This window comes from Paenibacillus sp. MY03 (genome assembly GCF_002165585.1).
GTDB classification, from domain to species: domain Bacteria; phylum Bacillota; class Bacilli; order Paenibacillales; family Paenibacillaceae; genus Pristimantibacillus; species Pristimantibacillus agaridevorans.
Genome location: NZ_MXQD01000004.1, coordinates 474,295 through 491,894, shown reverse-complemented (window position 1 = coordinate 491,894; position 17,600 = coordinate 474,295). Strand labels below are relative to the sequence as shown.

11 protein-coding genes are annotated in these 17,600 nt (G+C 50.8%); 7 read left to right on the top strand and 4 right to left on the bottom strand.

The genetic code is table 11. The annotated features are described in order from the left end of the window. Positions 1-30: 30 nt before the first annotated feature. Both B1748_RS04635 and B1748_RS04630 read right to left on the bottom strand, forming a co-directional pair. The gene (locus tag B1748_RS04635) at positions 31-921 is read right to left on the bottom strand and encodes a carbohydrate ABC transporter permease (protein WP_087566680.1); all 891 of its coding nucleotides are present in this window, start codon (positions 919-921) and stop codon (positions 31-33) included. Positions 922-940: 19 nt separating this feature from the next. Beyond that, positions 941-1,903 carry an ABC transporter permease gene (locus tag B1748_RS04630; RefSeq protein ID WP_246608551.1) on the bottom strand — a complete coding sequence of 321 codons (963 nt, stop codon included), beginning with the start codon at positions 1,901-1,903 and terminating at the stop codon, positions 941-943. Between the two features lie 431 nt (positions 1,904-2,334). Between B1748_RS04630 and B1748_RS04625 the strand changes: the two genes are divergently transcribed. The 4 genes from B1748_RS04625 to B1748_RS04610 all read left to right on the top strand — a co-directional run bounded on the left by B1748_RS04625 (position 2,335) and on the right by B1748_RS04610 (position 9,034). Next, a complete protein-coding gene (locus B1748_RS04625) occupies positions 2,335-5,937 on the top strand; it encodes a fibronectin type III domain-containing protein (protein WP_087566679.1) in 3,603 nt (1,200 codons plus the stop codon). A 57-nt stretch (positions 5,938-5,994) separates the two neighbouring features. After that, on the top strand, positions 5,995-6,765 hold the full coding sequence (locus B1748_RS04620) for a glucosamine-6-phosphate deaminase (RefSeq protein WP_087566678.1): 771 nt from the start codon (positions 5,995-5,997) through the stop codon (positions 6,763-6,765). Between the two features lie 13 nt (positions 6,766-6,778). Then, positions 6,779-7,798 (top strand): Gfo/Idh/MocA family protein, encoded by a 1,020-nt coding sequence (locus B1748_RS04615; RefSeq protein WP_087566677.1) that lies wholly within the window; start codon positions 6,779-6,781, stop codon positions 7,796-7,798. A 213-nt stretch (positions 7,799-8,011) separates the two neighbouring features. Further along, positions 8,012-9,034: a Gfo/Idh/MocA family protein gene (locus B1748_RS04610; protein ID WP_256975524.1), complete on the top strand. Its 1,023-nt coding sequence runs from the start codon at positions 8,012-8,014 to the stop codon at positions 9,032-9,034. A gap of 665 nt (positions 9,035-9,699) precedes the next feature. On the opposite strand, the gene B1748_RS04600 is transcribed toward B1748_RS04610, so the two are convergent. Beyond that, complete coding sequence (locus B1748_RS04600; protein WP_087566675.1) at positions 9,700-10,803, bottom strand: Gfo/Idh/MocA family protein; 1,104 nt, start codon at positions 10,801-10,803, stop codon at positions 9,700-9,702. Between the two features lie 106 nt (positions 10,804-10,909). Between B1748_RS04600 and B1748_RS04595 the strand changes: the two genes are divergently transcribed. After that, positions 10,910-11,305, top strand: a complete 396-nt coding sequence (locus B1748_RS04595; RefSeq protein WP_087566674.1) for a winged helix-turn-helix transcriptional regulator — start codon at positions 10,910-10,912, stop codon at positions 11,303-11,305. Positions 11,306-11,713: 408 nt separating this feature from the next. On the opposite strand, the gene B1748_RS04590 is transcribed toward B1748_RS04595, so the two are convergent. After that, entirely contained in the window at positions 11,714-14,980 is a 3,267-nt protein-coding gene (locus B1748_RS04590) for a right-handed parallel beta-helix repeat-containing protein (RefSeq protein ID WP_087566673.1), read from the bottom strand. A gap of 215 nt (positions 14,981-15,195) precedes the next feature. Between B1748_RS04590 and B1748_RS04585 the strand changes: the two genes are divergently transcribed. Both B1748_RS04585 and B1748_RS04580 read left to right on the top strand, forming a co-directional pair. After that, positions 15,196-15,894, top strand: coding sequence for a response regulator transcription factor (locus B1748_RS04585; protein ID WP_087566672.1), 699 nt, complete (start codon positions 15,196-15,198; stop codon positions 15,892-15,894). Then, positions 15,872-17,167: a sensor histidine kinase gene (locus B1748_RS04580; protein ID WP_087566671.1), complete on the top strand. Its 1,296-nt coding sequence runs from the start codon at positions 15,872-15,874 to the stop codon at positions 17,165-17,167. Before B1748_RS04585 ends, B1748_RS04580 begins: the two co-directional genes overlap by 23 nt. Positions 17,168-17,600: the final 433 nt, after the last annotated feature.

Genomic DNA, 17,600 nt, shown 5'->3' with positions numbered 1-17,600 from the left:
CTCCCCCTAGGCTTCGTGAGTTATGAATGTTCAACCTTTTAACGAACCAATCATGACGCCTTTGACAAAATATTTCTGAATGAATGGATAAAGGATCATCATCGGCCCGATGGACACGAACAGCGTGGCGTATTTTATCGACGTTATATCGGTAGAAGCCATCTCGTTGGCCGATACCTCGCCCGCCTTAATCGATTGCATGAGCAGCTCGGAGCGGATGATGATCGATCTCAAAACCATTTGCAACGGATACTTATCCGTATCTTTCAAGTAAAGCAACGAGGAGAACCAAGCATTCCAATAGTTTACCGCATAGAAGAGGCCGATCGTAACCAACGCCGCCATCGATAAAGGCAGTGTGATGCGGAAGAAAATAACCAAATCGTTGGCTCCGTCCAAGTAAGCGGATTCATTTAATTCTTCAGGAACCGCTTGGAAGTATGACCTCATAATAATAAGATAATACGTCGATACTGCCGTTGGCAAAACAATTGCCCAGATTGTGTCGTACATTCCCAAGTTTTTCACCAGTAAGAAGTTGCTAATCATTCCGCCGTTGAAAAACATCGTGATTAGAATGAACACCATGTAGAATCGTCGCAGCGTCAGCTTTTTTCGCGAAAGGGCGTAAGCGAGCGAAGTCGTTAGCAGCATACTGATGGCGGTCCCCAGCGTCGTATAGATGACGGAATTTAGAAAAGAGTGAGGAACGGTTTGGGCTTCCCAGATGAGAAGGTATGCTTTTAATGTAAAATCAACCGGGAACAACGATACTTTGCCCATGTTGAAAGCCGTCGGGCTGCTCAGAGACGCGGACAGCACATAAAGAACGGGGTATATCGTTGCGATTAGAACCACAATCATGACAGCATGAACGACGATGTCCAACAATTTAGACGATAGCGATTGATCTCGGATCATTGAATCACCCCCTTTACGTTTAGAATAAGCTGTTGTCTGTCGTTTTCTTAACGAACCAGTTGGCGGTCAGCAGCAGCGCGATATTAATAAGCGAGTTAAAAAATCCAACCGCCGTAGCGAAGCTGTATTCGCCGAACTCAAGGCCGCGCCGGTACACGAATGTGCTGATCACATCCGATACTTCGTATGTGACGGGAGACTGCATGAGCAACACCTTGTCGGCCCCTAGCGACATCATTTTACCAATCTGGAGCAGCAGCATGATCATGACAGTAGGCTGGATAGCAGGCAAAGTAATGTGCCAGATCATCTTTACTCGGCTTGCCCCGTCAAGCGAGGCGGACTCATACATATCCGGATTCACGTTCGTCAAGGCGGCCAGGTAGATGATTGCGCCCCATCCGAGCGTCGTCCAGATCTCGGAAAGGATGTATAACGGCCTGAACCATTCCGATATCCCCATGAAGTTGATCGGTTCTATATGGAACACTTTTGTGAGCAGCATATTAAACGGGCCGTCCTGAGGGGAAAGGAACATGAACAGCATCCCGATAATCGCTGGCAATGAGATAAAATGCGGTAAGTAGCTCACCGTCTGTACGAATCGCTTATAGAAGTTTTTTCGTATCTCGTTAAGCAGGATTGCAAACAAGATTTGCAGAGGAAAAACGATCAATAATTCGAGAAGACTGAGTAGCAAGGTATTGCGGATGACCCTCCAAAAATAGATATGCTGAAAAAATGTCTTGAATTGATCGAAACCAACCCAAGTGCTGCCCCACACCCCTTTCATAGGCTGAAAATCTTGAAACGCGATTAGAATGGCATACATCGGCGCATAATTGAAAATCAAATAAAACAGAACCCCGGGCAGTGCTAATAAATGAAGATACTTTGAACGCTCCCACCCTTTTTTGAATGACGATGCCCAGCGGCTCCGCCTCTTGATAGGAGAATTGGTAAGAGGCGCTACTTGATTCAATGCATTCAACTCCTTCTGTTTTATTTTTTGCCTTTGCACTAGATGCACTAGAGGCCGCAAGTCCTTTATGGCGCTTTATAGCGGTTTCGGGATTCGCGTTGATATCTCAATTTTTACATGGCATCAGAAGGACGAACAAGGTACATCTCATAAACGGAGTACTTTTCATTAGATTTAGTGGAATGAAAGCGCTTTTCTAAGATATTGTACGGTATCCGATGCAAATGGAACTTGTGAACACGCGGATGCCGAAGTAAGATCGGATGCAATGGAGTGGACTGTAATCGTTCATCGTTTATATGCGATGCATTTGCACTCTATGTATACTCCTTTAGTTGAAAGGGGGGCGGTAAGATGGAATGAAACGGGGTTTCTCCAGTAATGAAAGGGGTTTCTTCAGTAAGGTATAAACCGTTTGGAGGAGGATCTTAATGAGGAAAAAATCAATAGCTTTGCTAACCGCACTATTGCTTGCTTTGCAGCTCCTTCCATCTTTTCCGGCAATGGCTTCGTCGATCGGCATCAGCAATCTTACCCAGAACAACCTGTGGTACGATCCTATTACCTACGTCGTAGACGACGATCTGCAGACCGGAAAGGAAATGTACGTCAACGATCCTTCCACGACATTTTCCGACATAGGTTCTTATGCCAGTTTATCATTTATTCAAACGAGCGGAGGAACAAATCATAAGAACGAACCGACCAATCCATTCCTCACGTTCGAGATTGACCAGGATGCCACGATTTATGTGGCCATGCATGCTGATAACGCTTATACGGATCCGTTCAACTCCGATTACTGGCTGACCCCGCAATATGGTTGGACGTTTACTGGAGATACGATCGAAACCGAAGTCAGAGACGCAGACGGCATCGTCACGACGACAGACATCTACCGCGTCTATTCACGTACCTACAAGGCGGGAACTGTCGCTTTGGGCGGGAACCAGGCTACGGGGCACATTGGTTTTGGTCGGATGTATTCTGTACTCGTCGGACCTGCAGTAGGCACGCCGCTGGATCCGCCTTCGCTGCCGCCAAGCGTAATTCCAGGAACGATTCCCGCTTTCCCCGGGGCAGAAGGCGGCGGCAAATTCGCAACGGGCGGACGCGGCCAGGACGTGTACTATGTCACGAATCTGAACGATTCCGGCCCGGGCTCGTTCCGCGACGCGGTCAGCCAGAGCAACAGAACGATCTTGTTCAAGGTATCCGGGACGATCGCTCTGGAATCGATGCTCTACGTAACGTCCTCCAATCTGACAATTGCTGGACAAAGCGCGCCAGGGGACGGCATTACTTTCAAGAAGCATTCGGTTGTGTTCCAAGGCGATAACCTGATTGTTCGATATTTGCGCTTCCGAACGGGCGACGAAGCAGGCGTCGACATGGATGGCGTTACAGGTCGGCATCGCAAGCAGATCATTTTCGACCATATTTCGGCGAGCTGGGGAACGGATGAATCATTTTCCTTCTATCAGAACGTCGACTTCACGCTGCAGTATAGTACAATTGGCCCGACAATCGTGAAATCCAACGTGGAGGGCAAAGGATTCCACGGTTATGGCGGAATATGGGGCGGCGATAACGCCACCTTCTACTACAACCTGCTCGCCCATAACGACAGCCGCAATCCACGTTTTTCCGGTAAATCGCAGGACGTGCGCAACAATGTGATTTACGACTGGGGCTATAAGAGTATGTACGGCCAGAGCGGGCAAGGCAACATGGTCAACAATTACTACAAGGCCGGGATCAGTACTCAAAACGAAGATCGAATGGCAGAAACGGATGTGGTTGATCTTAATCCGCCGTATAGTTCAAGCATCGCGCTCACCGGCAACAAGATGGTTCATCGGGACGGCAGCTTGTCCCCCAACAGCGATCCGAACAACTTCGGCGGTATCTATAAGAACCCGCAGATGTTCGTCAGCACCCCGTTCGAAATGCCGAATCCTTCACCGCAAGATAGTGCGGACGTGGCTTACGAGAAGGTGCTGAATTACGCCGGCGCAAGCCTCAAGCGCGATGAAGTCGACCTCGAACTCGTAAACGACGTTATTAACGGAACGGGAAGCGTTATCTATACGGCGAACAATTTATCGGCAGAAGATCAGGCAACCCTTGACGCTAAACATGCGAAGAAAGTAACGCTGCAATGGCCGGTGTTGCAAACGACTGAAGTGCCGGCGGATACGGATGGCGACGGGATGCCGGATGTATGGGAGCTGGAGCATGGATTGGATCCGAACAGTGCGATGGACGGGAATGGCGATTTCACCGGCGACGGATATACGAATTTGGAAAAATATCTGAACGAATTAACGATTGGGACATTTCCGGAAGGTGTCGTTCCCACGGTACCGAAGACTATCGTGAACGGGGCGCCTAGCGATGTGCAAGCACAAACGTTGGACAGAGATTCGATCCGACTCAAGTGGACGCCTCTGGCAGGAGCAAGCGGGTATCATGTCTATCGGGCAGCCAGCCCCTACGGCTCGTACACAAAGCTGACGACCACGGCGCTAACTGCTTCTACATTCATCAATAACGGATTAACCTCCGGGACCCATTATGCTTATAAAGTGACAGCCGTTACGTCTGGCGGAGAATCCGCCTTGTCGCTGCATGCTGCGGCCACGACGAAAGAATCGTTACAACCGCTTAGCTTTGATTTCAACGATGGAACGAATGGCGATTCTTATTTTGCGCCAGCTGAATGGCCGACGGCCTGGACGATATCGCCTACGCCGAGCAACGCTGACAAAAGCTTAAGTGTCGAGCCTAATGCGATAGGGACGTTCACGTACGACTTCACATCGACAGGAACGACTTCGCATCTCCAGTTCGATTACATGCGCGAGGCGAACTTCGATCTGGATAAACTTCTGATCTATACGGGGACGAACTTCCTTGAGACGGTGTCGGATTCGGTCTACGGATTGCGTTACCGTTTAGGGACGACGTCCGAATACCGCAATCTGATCCCAGGCTTTCAATTGAATCAATGGTATACGATAGCGATCGATCTTGATTTTGCCGCGAATACGGTGACGTTCCGCACCGGGCCAAAAGGTGGGCCGCTGACTATACAGGCGCAGGAATCGTATGCGGGAGCAAGCTCCAACATCAGTGCTATCCGCATCTACAATCAGCGCTCGAGCGGTAACGTATACTTCGATAATGTGATGTCCTGGAATGGGCCGGCCGAACCATCCGGTGTCGCGGTCCAAGCTAGAAGGAATGAAGCCGCACTCAGCTGGAATGCAATAAGCGATGCCGAGGCTTACGCGATCTACCGGTCGGAGAACCCGGAAGGACCGTACCGTAAGCTGGAAGTCGGAGCGATCACGGATCCCTATTACCGGAATAAAGGGCTGTTATCGGATACGACTTATTACTACAAGATCAGCGCAATTAACGCAGAGGGCGAATCGCCGTTGTCGGCTCCCGTGCAAGTGACCGTTGGCGGCCAATCCTCGGATTTGGTTGTCGATTTCAATGACGGTACAGTAGGTCAGCCGTATTCCGCCTATCCTACCGCCTGGCCGGCGCCTTGGCTGGTTGCCGCAGTGCCAAGCAGCGAGAATCGCAGTTTGAGCGTTGCGAACGGAGCGACGGGCAACTTCGTCTATAACTTCATGGCCGAGGGGCCGACTGCGCGCTTCAGCTTCGACTACATGCGAGAAGCGAATTTTAATGGCGACAAGATTTTATTGTATACCGGGTCGGGCTTCGTGGAGCTGCAGACGGATACGGCAAACGGCCTGAAATATCGAGTAGGCACAAGCAGTACTTATCGTAATCTTCTGCCCGGTTATAGCTTGAACACCTGGTATACGGTAACCATCGAATTCGATTTTACGACGAATACCGTAACGTTCCTAACGGGACCGCAGGGCGGCACGCTGACACAGATGGCTCAGGAATCTTATACGGCAGCCAGTCCCCGAATCAGTGCCTTCCGCGTCTACAGCCAGCGATCGGCAGGCAATGTGTACTTTGATAATTTCGTAGTGAATCGAATTTAATCCAATGGCTGCTACACCATTCCATAATCTTTAGGATAATAAGGGAGGCTTCTTGAAATGGAAGTGAAAGTACTTAACAATGCGGATGAGCTTGGAAAAGCTGCGGCTGCTCATGCAACTGAAATACTGCGAGCTGCGATTAAGGCGCGCGGCAGGGCACGGCTTACGCTTTCCACAGGGGCGTCGCAGTTCGAATTTTTGAAGCATTTCGTCCAAGCGGACTTGGATTGGAGCAAGGTCGAGATGTTTCATTTGGATGAGTACGTAGATTTGCCGGAGACTCATCCGGCCAGCTTCCGAAAGTATTTGAAGGAACGGTTTTTAGCTCATGTCGGTGTCGAGCGTTATGAATTGGTGAACGGCGAAGGAGACGTTCGCCGCAATATCGAGGAGTTAAACGCAAGATTAAACGAAGCGCCGATCGATCTCGCTTTGATCGGCATTGGAGAAAACGCGCATGTCGCATTTAATGATCCGCCGGCTGATTTTAATACAGAGGAGCCGTATTTTGTTGTTGATCTTGCCGAGTCCTGCAAACAGCAGCAAGTTGGCGAAGGCTGGTTCGCTTCGAACGACGATGTGCCGAAGCAAGCCATTACAATGAGTATCCGGCAAATTATGAAAAGTTCCGTCATCATATCGTGCGTGCCGCATCTGGTGAAAGCGAATGCGATCAAGCTTACGCTAGAGAACGAGCTGATGAATGAAATTCCTTCCACGATTTTGAAAGACCATCCGCAGTGGACTCTTTATCTGGATCAGGAATCGGCATCGGCGTCGCTGGATGCTGGACTCTTATACAAGCCGCTTCAAACAAGTGAACGATAAGAAAGGTGGACCTATGGGATATAGAATAGCGGTTATTGGCGCCGGACAGATAACCGAAGGTCATTTGATGGCAATGAATGAGCTGCAAGATCGATTGAAGCCTGTTGCCATTGCGGATATCAGGATTGATCGGGCTGAACAGCTATCCGAGACGTACGGTATGATTGCGTATGAGGATTATCGTGAAATGGTGCTGAGGGAGAAGCCGGATATCGTCGTCATTACGCTGCCGCATCATTTGCACATGGAAGCAGCTATCTTTTGCGCCGAGGCAGGCTGTCATATACTGCTCGAGAAACCAATGGCATTAAATGCGAAGCAATGCGATGACATCATGGATGCTGTACGGCATAACAACGTCCGACTGATGGTCGGCCATACGCAGCATTTTCTTGCGGAAAACATGGCGGCAAAGAAGTTCATTAAAAATGAAGCAAAGCGATTAGGACAGCTTGTCATGATGAATGATACGCGCCACAAAGCATACTACAACACGGATCGCCCGGCCTGGTTTCTCGACAAGCAGCGTGCGGGCGGCGGTATCTTGTTTAATTTGGGATCGCACTCTATTGATCGATTGATGTGGTTCGGAAATGCGAGAATCGTGAAGGTTCGAGCATCAATCAGCCATTACGGACCGGCGGGCGATGTAGAAGGCAGCGGGGTTGTTTTCCTTGAGAATGAGTCGGGAGTGCCATCCACTATTGTACAATCGGGTTACGAAGGCGTGCCGGGGAACGAGCTTGAGCTTATTTTTACGGAGGCTATGATGAAAGTCATTCCGGGCAAAGGCGTGTGGCTCAGCCGTAACGGTGTTTACGAACAAATCCCAGTGCCTCGAGAGGATTCCCCTTTTGTCTTGCAATTCCGCGAGTTGCTTGCAAGCATCGAAGGGGAACGCGAACCGGAATGTTCAATGGATTATTCCAGAGATGTCATTGCAGTTCTGGATGGCATCTATCGATCACATGAGTTGAAAGCTGAAGTGAAAATTTCTACGCCAATGCTTTCCGAAGAGCTTGGGCACATTTAGATACTGTTTAATGCAGAATAGGCGCTAGCATTGTTTCGATGGTTCATGAGACCGTCTCACCTTCCGTAGAGTTTGTAGGGGTACAAACTCTACACCGAAATGAGCGGTCTTTTTTCTGCCATTTTGTAGATAATCAACAGCTTTGATCTTAATCGTACGCCCCTCGGGGCAGGATGATATAAACCATATTGAGTTGAAAGAGAGGATCTTACTGTGAAAAAACATGTATTCTCTATCATTGGATGCCAGCATGCCCATATTGATAGATTCATTCAGGAAATGCTGGAGCTTGGCCATGAATGCGCCGGTATTTATGATCCGAATCCTGCTGGAATCGCAGAAACGGTTGCCGATAAAGATGGTGTTTCACTTGTTAGCAGCATGGAAGACATGCTCGCTCCTGAAATCGATATTGTAGGGTGTGCTGCGATCAACAATCAAAAGATAGACATCGTGGAGATCTGTGAACGTAAAGGCAAGCACATTATGGTTGACAAACCTATTGTCACATGTCGAAGCGATTATCATCGTCTGGAAATGTTGAGTAGAAGGAGAATTATCCAAATTGGCATGCTGTTGACGGAACGCTTCAGCCCGCCGGTCTATACGTTGAAAAAACAAATCGAACGCGGTACGTTCGGAAGGATCGTTAGCATTGGGATGCGCAAGCCGCATCTCCTTTCTTCAAATGAAAGGCCGCATTGGTTTTTTTCGAAAGAACAGTCGGGAGGTATCCTGATAGATCTTCTCATTCATGACTTTGATCTCTTGCGTTGGCTTACAGGAAGTGAGGTTGTAGGCTCTGAAGGCTATCTAGCCAAAAACATTTTGCCAGAACACACCACTTTCTATGATATGGTTGGTTTGCAGGTGCTATTAGAAAATGGGATAACGGCGCAGCTTTATGCAGATTGGCATACTCCTCTTTCAAGCTGGACATGGGGCGATTGCAGGATTTTCGTTTCAGGTACTGAGGGCAGCGCCGAGCTTCGTTTGACGGGAGATCCTTTTGTTTCCAGGAAGCCTCTTTATATGCACGTCACCAATCAGGAGGCGCCTTCCATTATGGAGGTGGCGGCACCGCCCTGCACGATTACCGAGGATTTTTTGAATCGCATCCATGGTAAAAAATCTATTCTAGATGCAGAAGATATTCTTGCTGCCACACTGGCAACAATTGAAGCGGACGAACGGGTTAATGTTATCAATCTTTCTGAACGAGGGCAAGTGCGTTGAAATTGCAGTAGAAGATGGCGTTATTCGGTCTGTAACCGAAGGTGTCATGCTGGAGGATGCTCTATGGATATCGCCTGGCTGGACCGCGTTTTAGCACGCTCAGCTGATAGGCATGCGAAGCAGGCATCTCGACAAAGCTCGGTGGTTCTGGATCGCTTGCTAATGCTAGAATCAAAGAGTACTGGTTTAGCTCTAAATAAGCAGGTTCTAGGGATTAAAATAAAGAACTATACAAGAGAGCCTTGGTTCAGGAGAGGGGAGTAGCCACAGGGAGAACAATTCTGGGGAGTCTCATTTCTAATTAATAAAAAATGAAGCTAAATTAGTGTCTTCCGAATTAAAAACTAACTTAGCTTCAAGTACAAAACGGGGGTTACATGAAACGACTGAGTAGCAAGGCATGGATACGACTATTAGTTTTATGCACTGTTCTGATAATGATTGGTATAATTTTTTTGATATATAATAAATATGAGCGAAATATAATGAGCTTTAATATTGCAACTCATTGGAAGTAAAATCAAACTTAAAATACCTCGTCCATGTATTTGAAAAAAGTAAAATAGTTATACCTATAGAAGGACCATTGAAATAGTTCGAGAAACAGGATTTTGAACAAAAAACTACGACTGACCAAATAAGATACAATAATGGCCTACAACGCCTCACTCCACCGCCTGGCGAATGCCGGTTGCTGATGACGCGCGGATGGCGTCCATCAGCCGATGCAACCGCACAGCTTGGGCAAAGTCAGGGAGTCCCACCTCGCCTCCGGCGAGCCGCTCAGCAAATAAGGCATAGAGATGGGCGACATTGTAGCCCGGTCCTGGCGGCGTATTCTGCGCAATCGAGGCGTAGCCATCCGGCGTTTCGAGCGTCTCTGTATCCCCGGACGGTCGGACAATTTTAAGATTCAGTCGGTCCATTTGGAACATCAGCCCGTCCCGCGGCGTCACGACCAGTTCACCCTCGGTTCCGATAATCCGCAGCGTAAAGCCGGGCTCTCCGGCATTGATGAACTGCATCGAAACTAGCGTGCCTTGGGCGAGCTTGCCGGAGATAAGGACATGATCCGGTGCATTAGCCCGTACGGTCTTGCCAGTCTCATCTACATACACCTCCGGATATTGCGTGGCCAGAGTCGCCGATACTTCGGCAAACGGGGCTACGATATATTCTATTGGATCAAGTAAGTGCGCCGCTCCGATGGTCAATTGATTGGCCCCGTTGGATTCATCCAGCAAATAGACGTGAGCCATGTCCACTGTCCCGTTCCTCGTCGGGAATACGGGCAGCGTCGCGATGCAGTTCACCGCCAGGACGCGGCCAACGGCGCCCGTTACGACCAGATCCCGGATGTAGCGGACGGTTGGATTGCCTCTTGCCTGAAGGCCGACGATATGATTTACTCTCCGTTCCTCCGCTAGCGTAAGAAGTGCCTCCGCCTCCGCTGTATTCCGGGCTAGCGGCCATTCGCTGTATACGTGTTTGCCAGCCTCAATCGCCGCTCGGATTAACCTATCATGCTCCGGGACCTTTACTGTAACCGCCACGACGTCAATGTCGCGCTGCTTCGCCATCTCCAAAGCGTCCGTATAAAACCGCTCAATGCCATGGCTCTCCGCCGCTGCCCGTGCGCTCTCCGACCGAGTCCCGGTCACCGCCTTCGTTTCGTAAGTATCCAGCGCAGCGAGTGCCGGGACGTGAGCAAGACCGCCCCATCCTCCCGCTCCGACGATGCCGACGCCCCATTTCGATTTCTTTTCCATGTTGTATTCCTCCTCTAATCTGATCTCCCGCAATACTGACAAGACTGAGCATACAGGATATAATCAGATCAGAAAAGTACGCACTTTTCGGTAATATAGTTACCGAATGGGTACGTTGAAGGAGGTGCTGAGCATAACAAACGAAGCTGATAAGGCGAATTACAGCGTTAATAACCCGAAAAAAACCTATCACGATCCAACAGAAGAGACTTTGTCCCGGATCGGAGGCAAGTGGAAAACGGCGATCCTATGCCTTCTTGCGGAACAGGGCGCGCTGCGAAACGGTGAGATGATGCGAGTGCTCTCGCCAATCACACAAAAAATGCTCACCCAGCAGTTGAAGGAGCTTGAAGCGGATGGGCTCATTCTTCGCACAGTTTTCCCGGAGGTACCAGCCAAAGTCGTCTACAAGTTGACCGAGAGCGGATGGTCGCTAAAGATGGTGCTGGACCCGCTCTGCGAATGGGGGAAGAGGTTCGTTAAAGCCTCCAAGCCGGAGTGACCATTTCACCCCAACACGCAGGACGACGGATGCAGGTAGACATGCTTTGCAATACGCTGCAGCGATACGTCGGCCGCCTTTTTTTGGATAAAAGCTCGCACCTTGCGGATGATTGATAAATAGCGTGATAGGCTTCCAAAAGCTGCTCTTGAGAACCTCCCCATTTGATCTCCAGTTCCCGAAACACTTCTTACCAGCTCCAACTCGTCCCACTTGAGCCTCCATCAATTCACTAATAATATTGCAGAGCGCGTATTCCATCAGGATGAGATCATGCGATTCATAGCTCGAAAATTGCTCCCTTAAGCGGACCATCAGTTATTCTTTTATCCAATAGTCATAACCACCGACTTAGCCGGTGGTTATGACATATTTGCTTCTGCCTGCAAGCGCGTCATTAGGCAATCTCTAGAAAATCGTACCGTAAGCCCGGAAGTAGGCAAGCGGGCCGACTTCTTGCCAGGTCACCGTCCCGTCGGAGACCGTCGAGCCGGAGCCGATCGGCCATGCCGGCGAAGTTGTCCCCGACGTGCCGGAGTTCATGGCCTCGTAGACGCGCCCGGAAGCGAAGACGCGATCTCCCCGAATCCGAGCAGCCGAAGCTCTCCATGGGATGTCGCTTGCCGGACCCGGAGATACGCATACCCATCCCACGTTGCCCCCTGCCGATGGAGCGGCGTTGCCGTAAATGTCGCCCTTGAACCAGACGCCGTCAGTCGGCGGAGCGAGACCTTCGATATCGGGATCATATTCGATGACAATCCCTGCTTCGGGAGCCGGAGGGTTAATATTCCGCAAAATATTCCGGCTGGTCGCGAACAACCGCACGGCTCGTTTGTTGGTTGGATTGTAATATTGCAGGTTTAATCGTCCCGTTCCCGTATAAGTCAAAGTGGAGCGTTTGATGGAAAAAATGATCGTGCTGGCGACGTTAAATACATTCGTCAACAGATAAGCGAAAGTCGAGTTCGCAATGATGATTCGACAACGGTTGACCTCGATTCTACCTACCCCTGTGTTAAACTCTCCTTGGAACATATAGGTGATCGTATTGGCGTACAAGTCGCATTCATTCAACGTGGTGAGAGGCGACTCCTCGGGCGTATTGATGTTGCCGAGCTTTACCACGGTATCCGTCAGCTTGCTGCCGTTAATCTGCACTTGCCGCTGTCTCGTGGATAACTGATGGTTGTTAAGAATGCAACGCGTAAACGAGGATGAACGGAAAAGCACATTCTCCGCCGTTTTAGCTCCGTTTCTCGTCTCGATGCGTACATTGAGATTGGTGAAAACGGAATCCGACGCCTCGTATGCCTTTAAGGTGAACTCCCTCTGAGCATTCCAGCCCTCGAACGAACATTGCTCCACGCGGTTCGCCGTAACCATAGGGATGCCGCTGAATTGATCGGTCCAGACAAAATGGTTGCCTCTGCAAATAATCGTATCGTCATCCGCCATGGCGAAGGAATTCGTGTCGATCAACGTGTTTCCGTAGAAGTACACATCGTAACCCGTGCCCCCGAGTCCGGCATTACTTGCGTACGCGATCGTATTGTCTTCGATGTTGACATGCGCGTGAGGCAGATGGGCGTCCATTAAGCCGATGCCGGTCTGACAACGGTACAGGTAGTTCTCCCGCACGTTGGCCATATGAAGCGAATACAAGTTGATGCCGATGCTGCTTAAGTTATAGAAATGATTATTATGAATTTCGATCGTCCAGCAGCCGATCAGAGCGCCATGGAACAGATTGTAGAACAGGTTATTCCGAACAACGCAGTTATCGCCATAGGAATCCTCTTGATTAATGCCGTAGCGGGTCGGATCGGGGAAAATCGGCTTGCGGTCCAGCACGCCGGTCCCGTCATGGATACTGTTGTGCTGTACAATATTGTAATTGCCTCCGAGCGTAATGCCGCCGCGATGCAAATTGTATACTTCGTTGTATTCAATTGTATTGTGATGCGGCGTCAAGCCGAATTTCAAAGTCATTTGCATGTTTTTGGCCGTGTTGGTTTCGTTGTTGAAGAGGAAACGGAATTTACGCGCTTCCGGCGGAATAGAGATCGGCGTATATATTTTTTTGTTGCTATAGTAGCCAAGATAGGTGTTGTCCGCAGCGTAATAGGCAACGTCGACCTCCTTGTTGGTTATGGCCGTCTGGCGCGAATAGCCCGCTCCGGCAACCAAAAAGCTGCTGTAACCAGTCGTTGGGATGGTCAGCAGCTGAGACACAAGCGTCTTGCCCGTAGCTGGGATGACGGCTCCCGTAGCGCGATTGATATCGTTTACCGTCAGACCGAGAGCGAATTCCGCATAATCGAAAAATCCTGTACTGTCAAGCGATATGCCGTCGCCCATGTAGCTGCTTATGGTGCAATTACGGACGGAGCAATAGGAAGAACCGCGAACGATTTGAATCCCGTAAGTCCATTCAATGGCGGCTTCGGCCGAGTTCGTGAAGCTCCGATCCGCCTTGTCTCCGATCAGGATCAGATTGCGGATATGGGAGTCGGTAACGCTTTGAAGCTTGATGCTGACTCCGTCGTTGCCACTGGAATCGCGTCCAGGAAAGTTGTAGAAGTCGGTTACGCCGGTTCTCGTATCGAAGGGAGACTTGCGCGTCGAATCGTAGATGACTTTTAGCGTGGAGCCTCCGAAGTCGAACGTCATATTGCTCTGCGTGACCATTATGGTGCGCGGGTAACAGATCGCATAGCTGCCCGTCGGTACGATTACCATTCTGTAACCGTTCTCGTAAGCCCATTGCAGGGCATTGTTGAAGCCTTGAACGTTTTTGTCGGCTTGAAGGTAGTTGGCATCTGTATAAGGTTTGGCAGGAAGGCCTGCCATGATGCCCCAGCGGGCCAACTCCAATGTGTAGCTTATTGGGCTTCCCGATCCGGAGCTTGTTCCCGGCGGTCCTTGCGGGCCGACGGGTCCTTGCGGACCGACATCACCCTTCGGTCCTTGCAGACCTTGCGGCCCGGTAGCGCCAGTGGCGCCAACAAGACCCTGAGGGCCTGTGGCCCCGGTAGCGCCAACAAGACCTTGAGGGCCTGTGGCCCCAGTAGCGCCAACAAGGCCTTGAGGGCCTGTGGCCCCGGTAACGCCAGTGTTGCCTGTAGCCCCTGTCGCCCCGGTAGCTCCTTTAGCGCCAGCAGCACCAACAGGACCTTGAGGTCCGGTAGCCCCGGTAACGCCAGTGTTGCCGGTCGCCCCCGTCGCCCCGGTGGCTCCTTTGGGGCCAGCAGCACCAACAGGACCCTGAGGGCCTGCGGCCCCGGTAACGCCAGTGTTGCCTGTGGCCCCCGTCGCCCCGGTGGCGCCTTTAGCACCTGCAGGACCAACAGGACCCTGAGGGCCAGCGGCACCAACAGCCCCGGCAACGCCGGTCGGCCCAGTGGCTCCCGTAGCCCCTGTCGCCCCGGTAGCGCCTGTGACGCCGGCAGTGCCTGCGGGCCCGACCGCACCTGTCGGGCCTACCGGGCCCGTTGCGCCCGTCGCCCCGGTAGGACCCGTAGCTCCAGTGGCTCCGTAGCCGCTCGGCAACGCCGATGTTCTGATTTTTCCCGTATCGGAATCGTAGATCGTGTTCATTTTCTCTTGCAGCTCTCTATCATCATATACGAGGAAATTTTGACCGTTCACGTTCAGATATCCGTTATCTGGCATACGCTCACCTCTCGTCTCTATGAATTAGGGGATATGGTTACTATATGAAAGGACGGCGATCGTCGGAAGTGTAAACGTCTAGTGTCGGACAGAGATAGGGACTCGTCTAACGTTGCCAGGGTGGCAGAGATGCCGGAACGACGGTCTAATCTTCTTTTAAGCTTTATCCTTTATACTAGGACCACCAGTTGATAGACGGGAAGGTTGGGGCGAATGTGCAAGTGTTGGTCATAGAGGACGACGAATCTCTTAATCACGCAGTATCAAGCGTTCTGCGCGAGGAAGGTTTCCAGGTGCATGTTTCGCTGCGCGGGGATGACGGGGCTTTCATGGCGGAGCAAAATATTTACGATCTCATCATTTTGGATTTAATGCTGCCCGGCATGACGGGCATCGCGATCATCCATTATTTGCGCGCAAGGGGGATCGATACCCCGATCCTGTTGCTTACGGCGCTCGATGCGGTGGAACGTAGGGTCGAGGGGCTCGACGCCGGAGCAGACGACTACGTTGTGAAGCCGGTCGCCTTTCAGGAGCTGCTGGCGCGGGCGAGAGCGATATTGCGCAGGCACGGCACGTTGTCCGAGAACGGCGATATCGGCATAGGTCCATTAACGGTACGGCCGCGACTTCAGGAAGGTTACTATAACCAGGTACCGCTTAAGCTTTCGGCGAAGGAATTCGAGCTGCTCGAATTTTTAGTCATTAACCGTAATCAAATTCTGACCCGCGAACAAATTCTCGATCGCGTATGGGGGTTCGAATCAGACACGGGCATAGGCATCGTCGAGCTGTATGTCCATTATTTGCGCAAGAAGCTGACTGCAGCAGGTTGTCCGGAGCTGATTCATACCGTGCGGGGCATTGGCTATATGATGAAGGAGAAAGCGCATGTTCCAAAAGACGAAAATTAGGCTGACGCTGCTCAATGCCACCGTTTTGTTCCTCATATTGACCGTACTGGGGACGAGCTTGTATTTGTATATGAGGACGACGATTATCGGCGGCATCGACAAGGCGCTGGAGGAACGTTCTGTCATGTGGAGACCCGTGACGACGATTTCGACTATGCCGACGCAGGGCTTGTCGTTCGTCATGGGGCAGGAAACGAAGCTTTCCCTCGCTACTATCAGCTCGGCCAGCAGCGTTTTCGCGCGCAATGTTGACATTTTATTATGGAACGATGAGGGACGACTGCTCAATATGAATATTGCCTATTCTTATCCGCCCAATCTGATGGACGTGCTGCAGCGCTCGCTGCAAAAGGAAGGTCTCTATTCCATTAGTCATAAGGGAGCCGAATATAGACTGCTTAATATACGGGCTGACGACGGCGATCCCGAAGTGGATTATTTTCAATACGTGAGCGACATCAGCTCGGAGATCAGCATGCTTAACACGATTATGACCCTTATCATCGTAGGCATCATATTCGGAGGAGGCATATCGATATTCGCCGGCTTGTATTTGGCCAAGCGAGCGCTAGTGCCTATCCGTTCCTCCTGGGAGAAGCAGCAGCAGTTCATGGCGGACGCTTCGCATGAGCTTCGGACTCCGCTTGCGGTTCTTCAGACGCATACGGAGCTGTTGCTTCGCCATCCGGGTCACACGATTGAAGAGGAGAGCATGGAGATATCGACGATGCTGAAGGAGATCAAACGGATGAACAAACTTGTAAATGGGCTCCTGACGTTGGCGCAAAGCGATTCCGAAGGACTTGAGCTTCAGATGCGGCCGGTCAGGCTCGACGATTTGACAAGGGGAGCCGCCAAGCAATTTCTGCCGCTGGCCGCCATGAAGAACATCCTGTTATCGGTGTATCTTCCCGAAGAATTGACGATATCCGGCGATGAAGAGCGGCTGCAGCAACTGCTCATGATCCTGCTCGATAACGCGATCAAATATACGCTTCACGGAGGCAAGGTTCGGGCGTCTTGCAAAAAGACGGCGTCAGGCGTCGTGCTTAAGATCCAGGATACAGGGCCGGGCATTCCGAGAGAAGAGCTACCGTTTATATTCGAGCGCTTTTACCGTGGAGACAAGACGAGAAACCGGACGGAAGGCGGCACGGGGCTCGGACTTTCGATCGCGCAATGGATCGTAACCCGTCATGGCGGCAAGATCGAAGCGGACAGCGTGCTTCATAAGGGTACGACGATCGTGATGACGTTTCCGGACGCCGGCTGATGCATCCATGCGACTTCTCATTACTTGCAGGGCGGTGTTGTTCTTTCGGAGAACAACATCGCCCTTTCTGCATTTTGATCAGTTACTACGAGCAGCTGTAGTCGTTAAAATCGCCGATGGACCGAAAAGCAACTCAGATTAGCGTCCATAGGCGTTAATAACGCTTATGGCTCCAAAAAGCAGGCGAACGAGCAGCTGTAGGCGTTAAAAACGCCGATGGGCCGTAAAGTAACTCAGATTTAGCGTCCATAGGCGTTAGTAACGCTTATGGTTCCAAAAAGTAGGCGAACGAGCATCTGTAGTCGTTAAAAACGCCGATGGATCGTAAAGTAACTCAGATTAGCGTCCATAGGCGTTAATAACGCTTATGGCTCCAAAAAGTAGGCGAACGAGCAACTGTAGGCGTTAAAAACGCCGATGGGCCGTAAAGTAA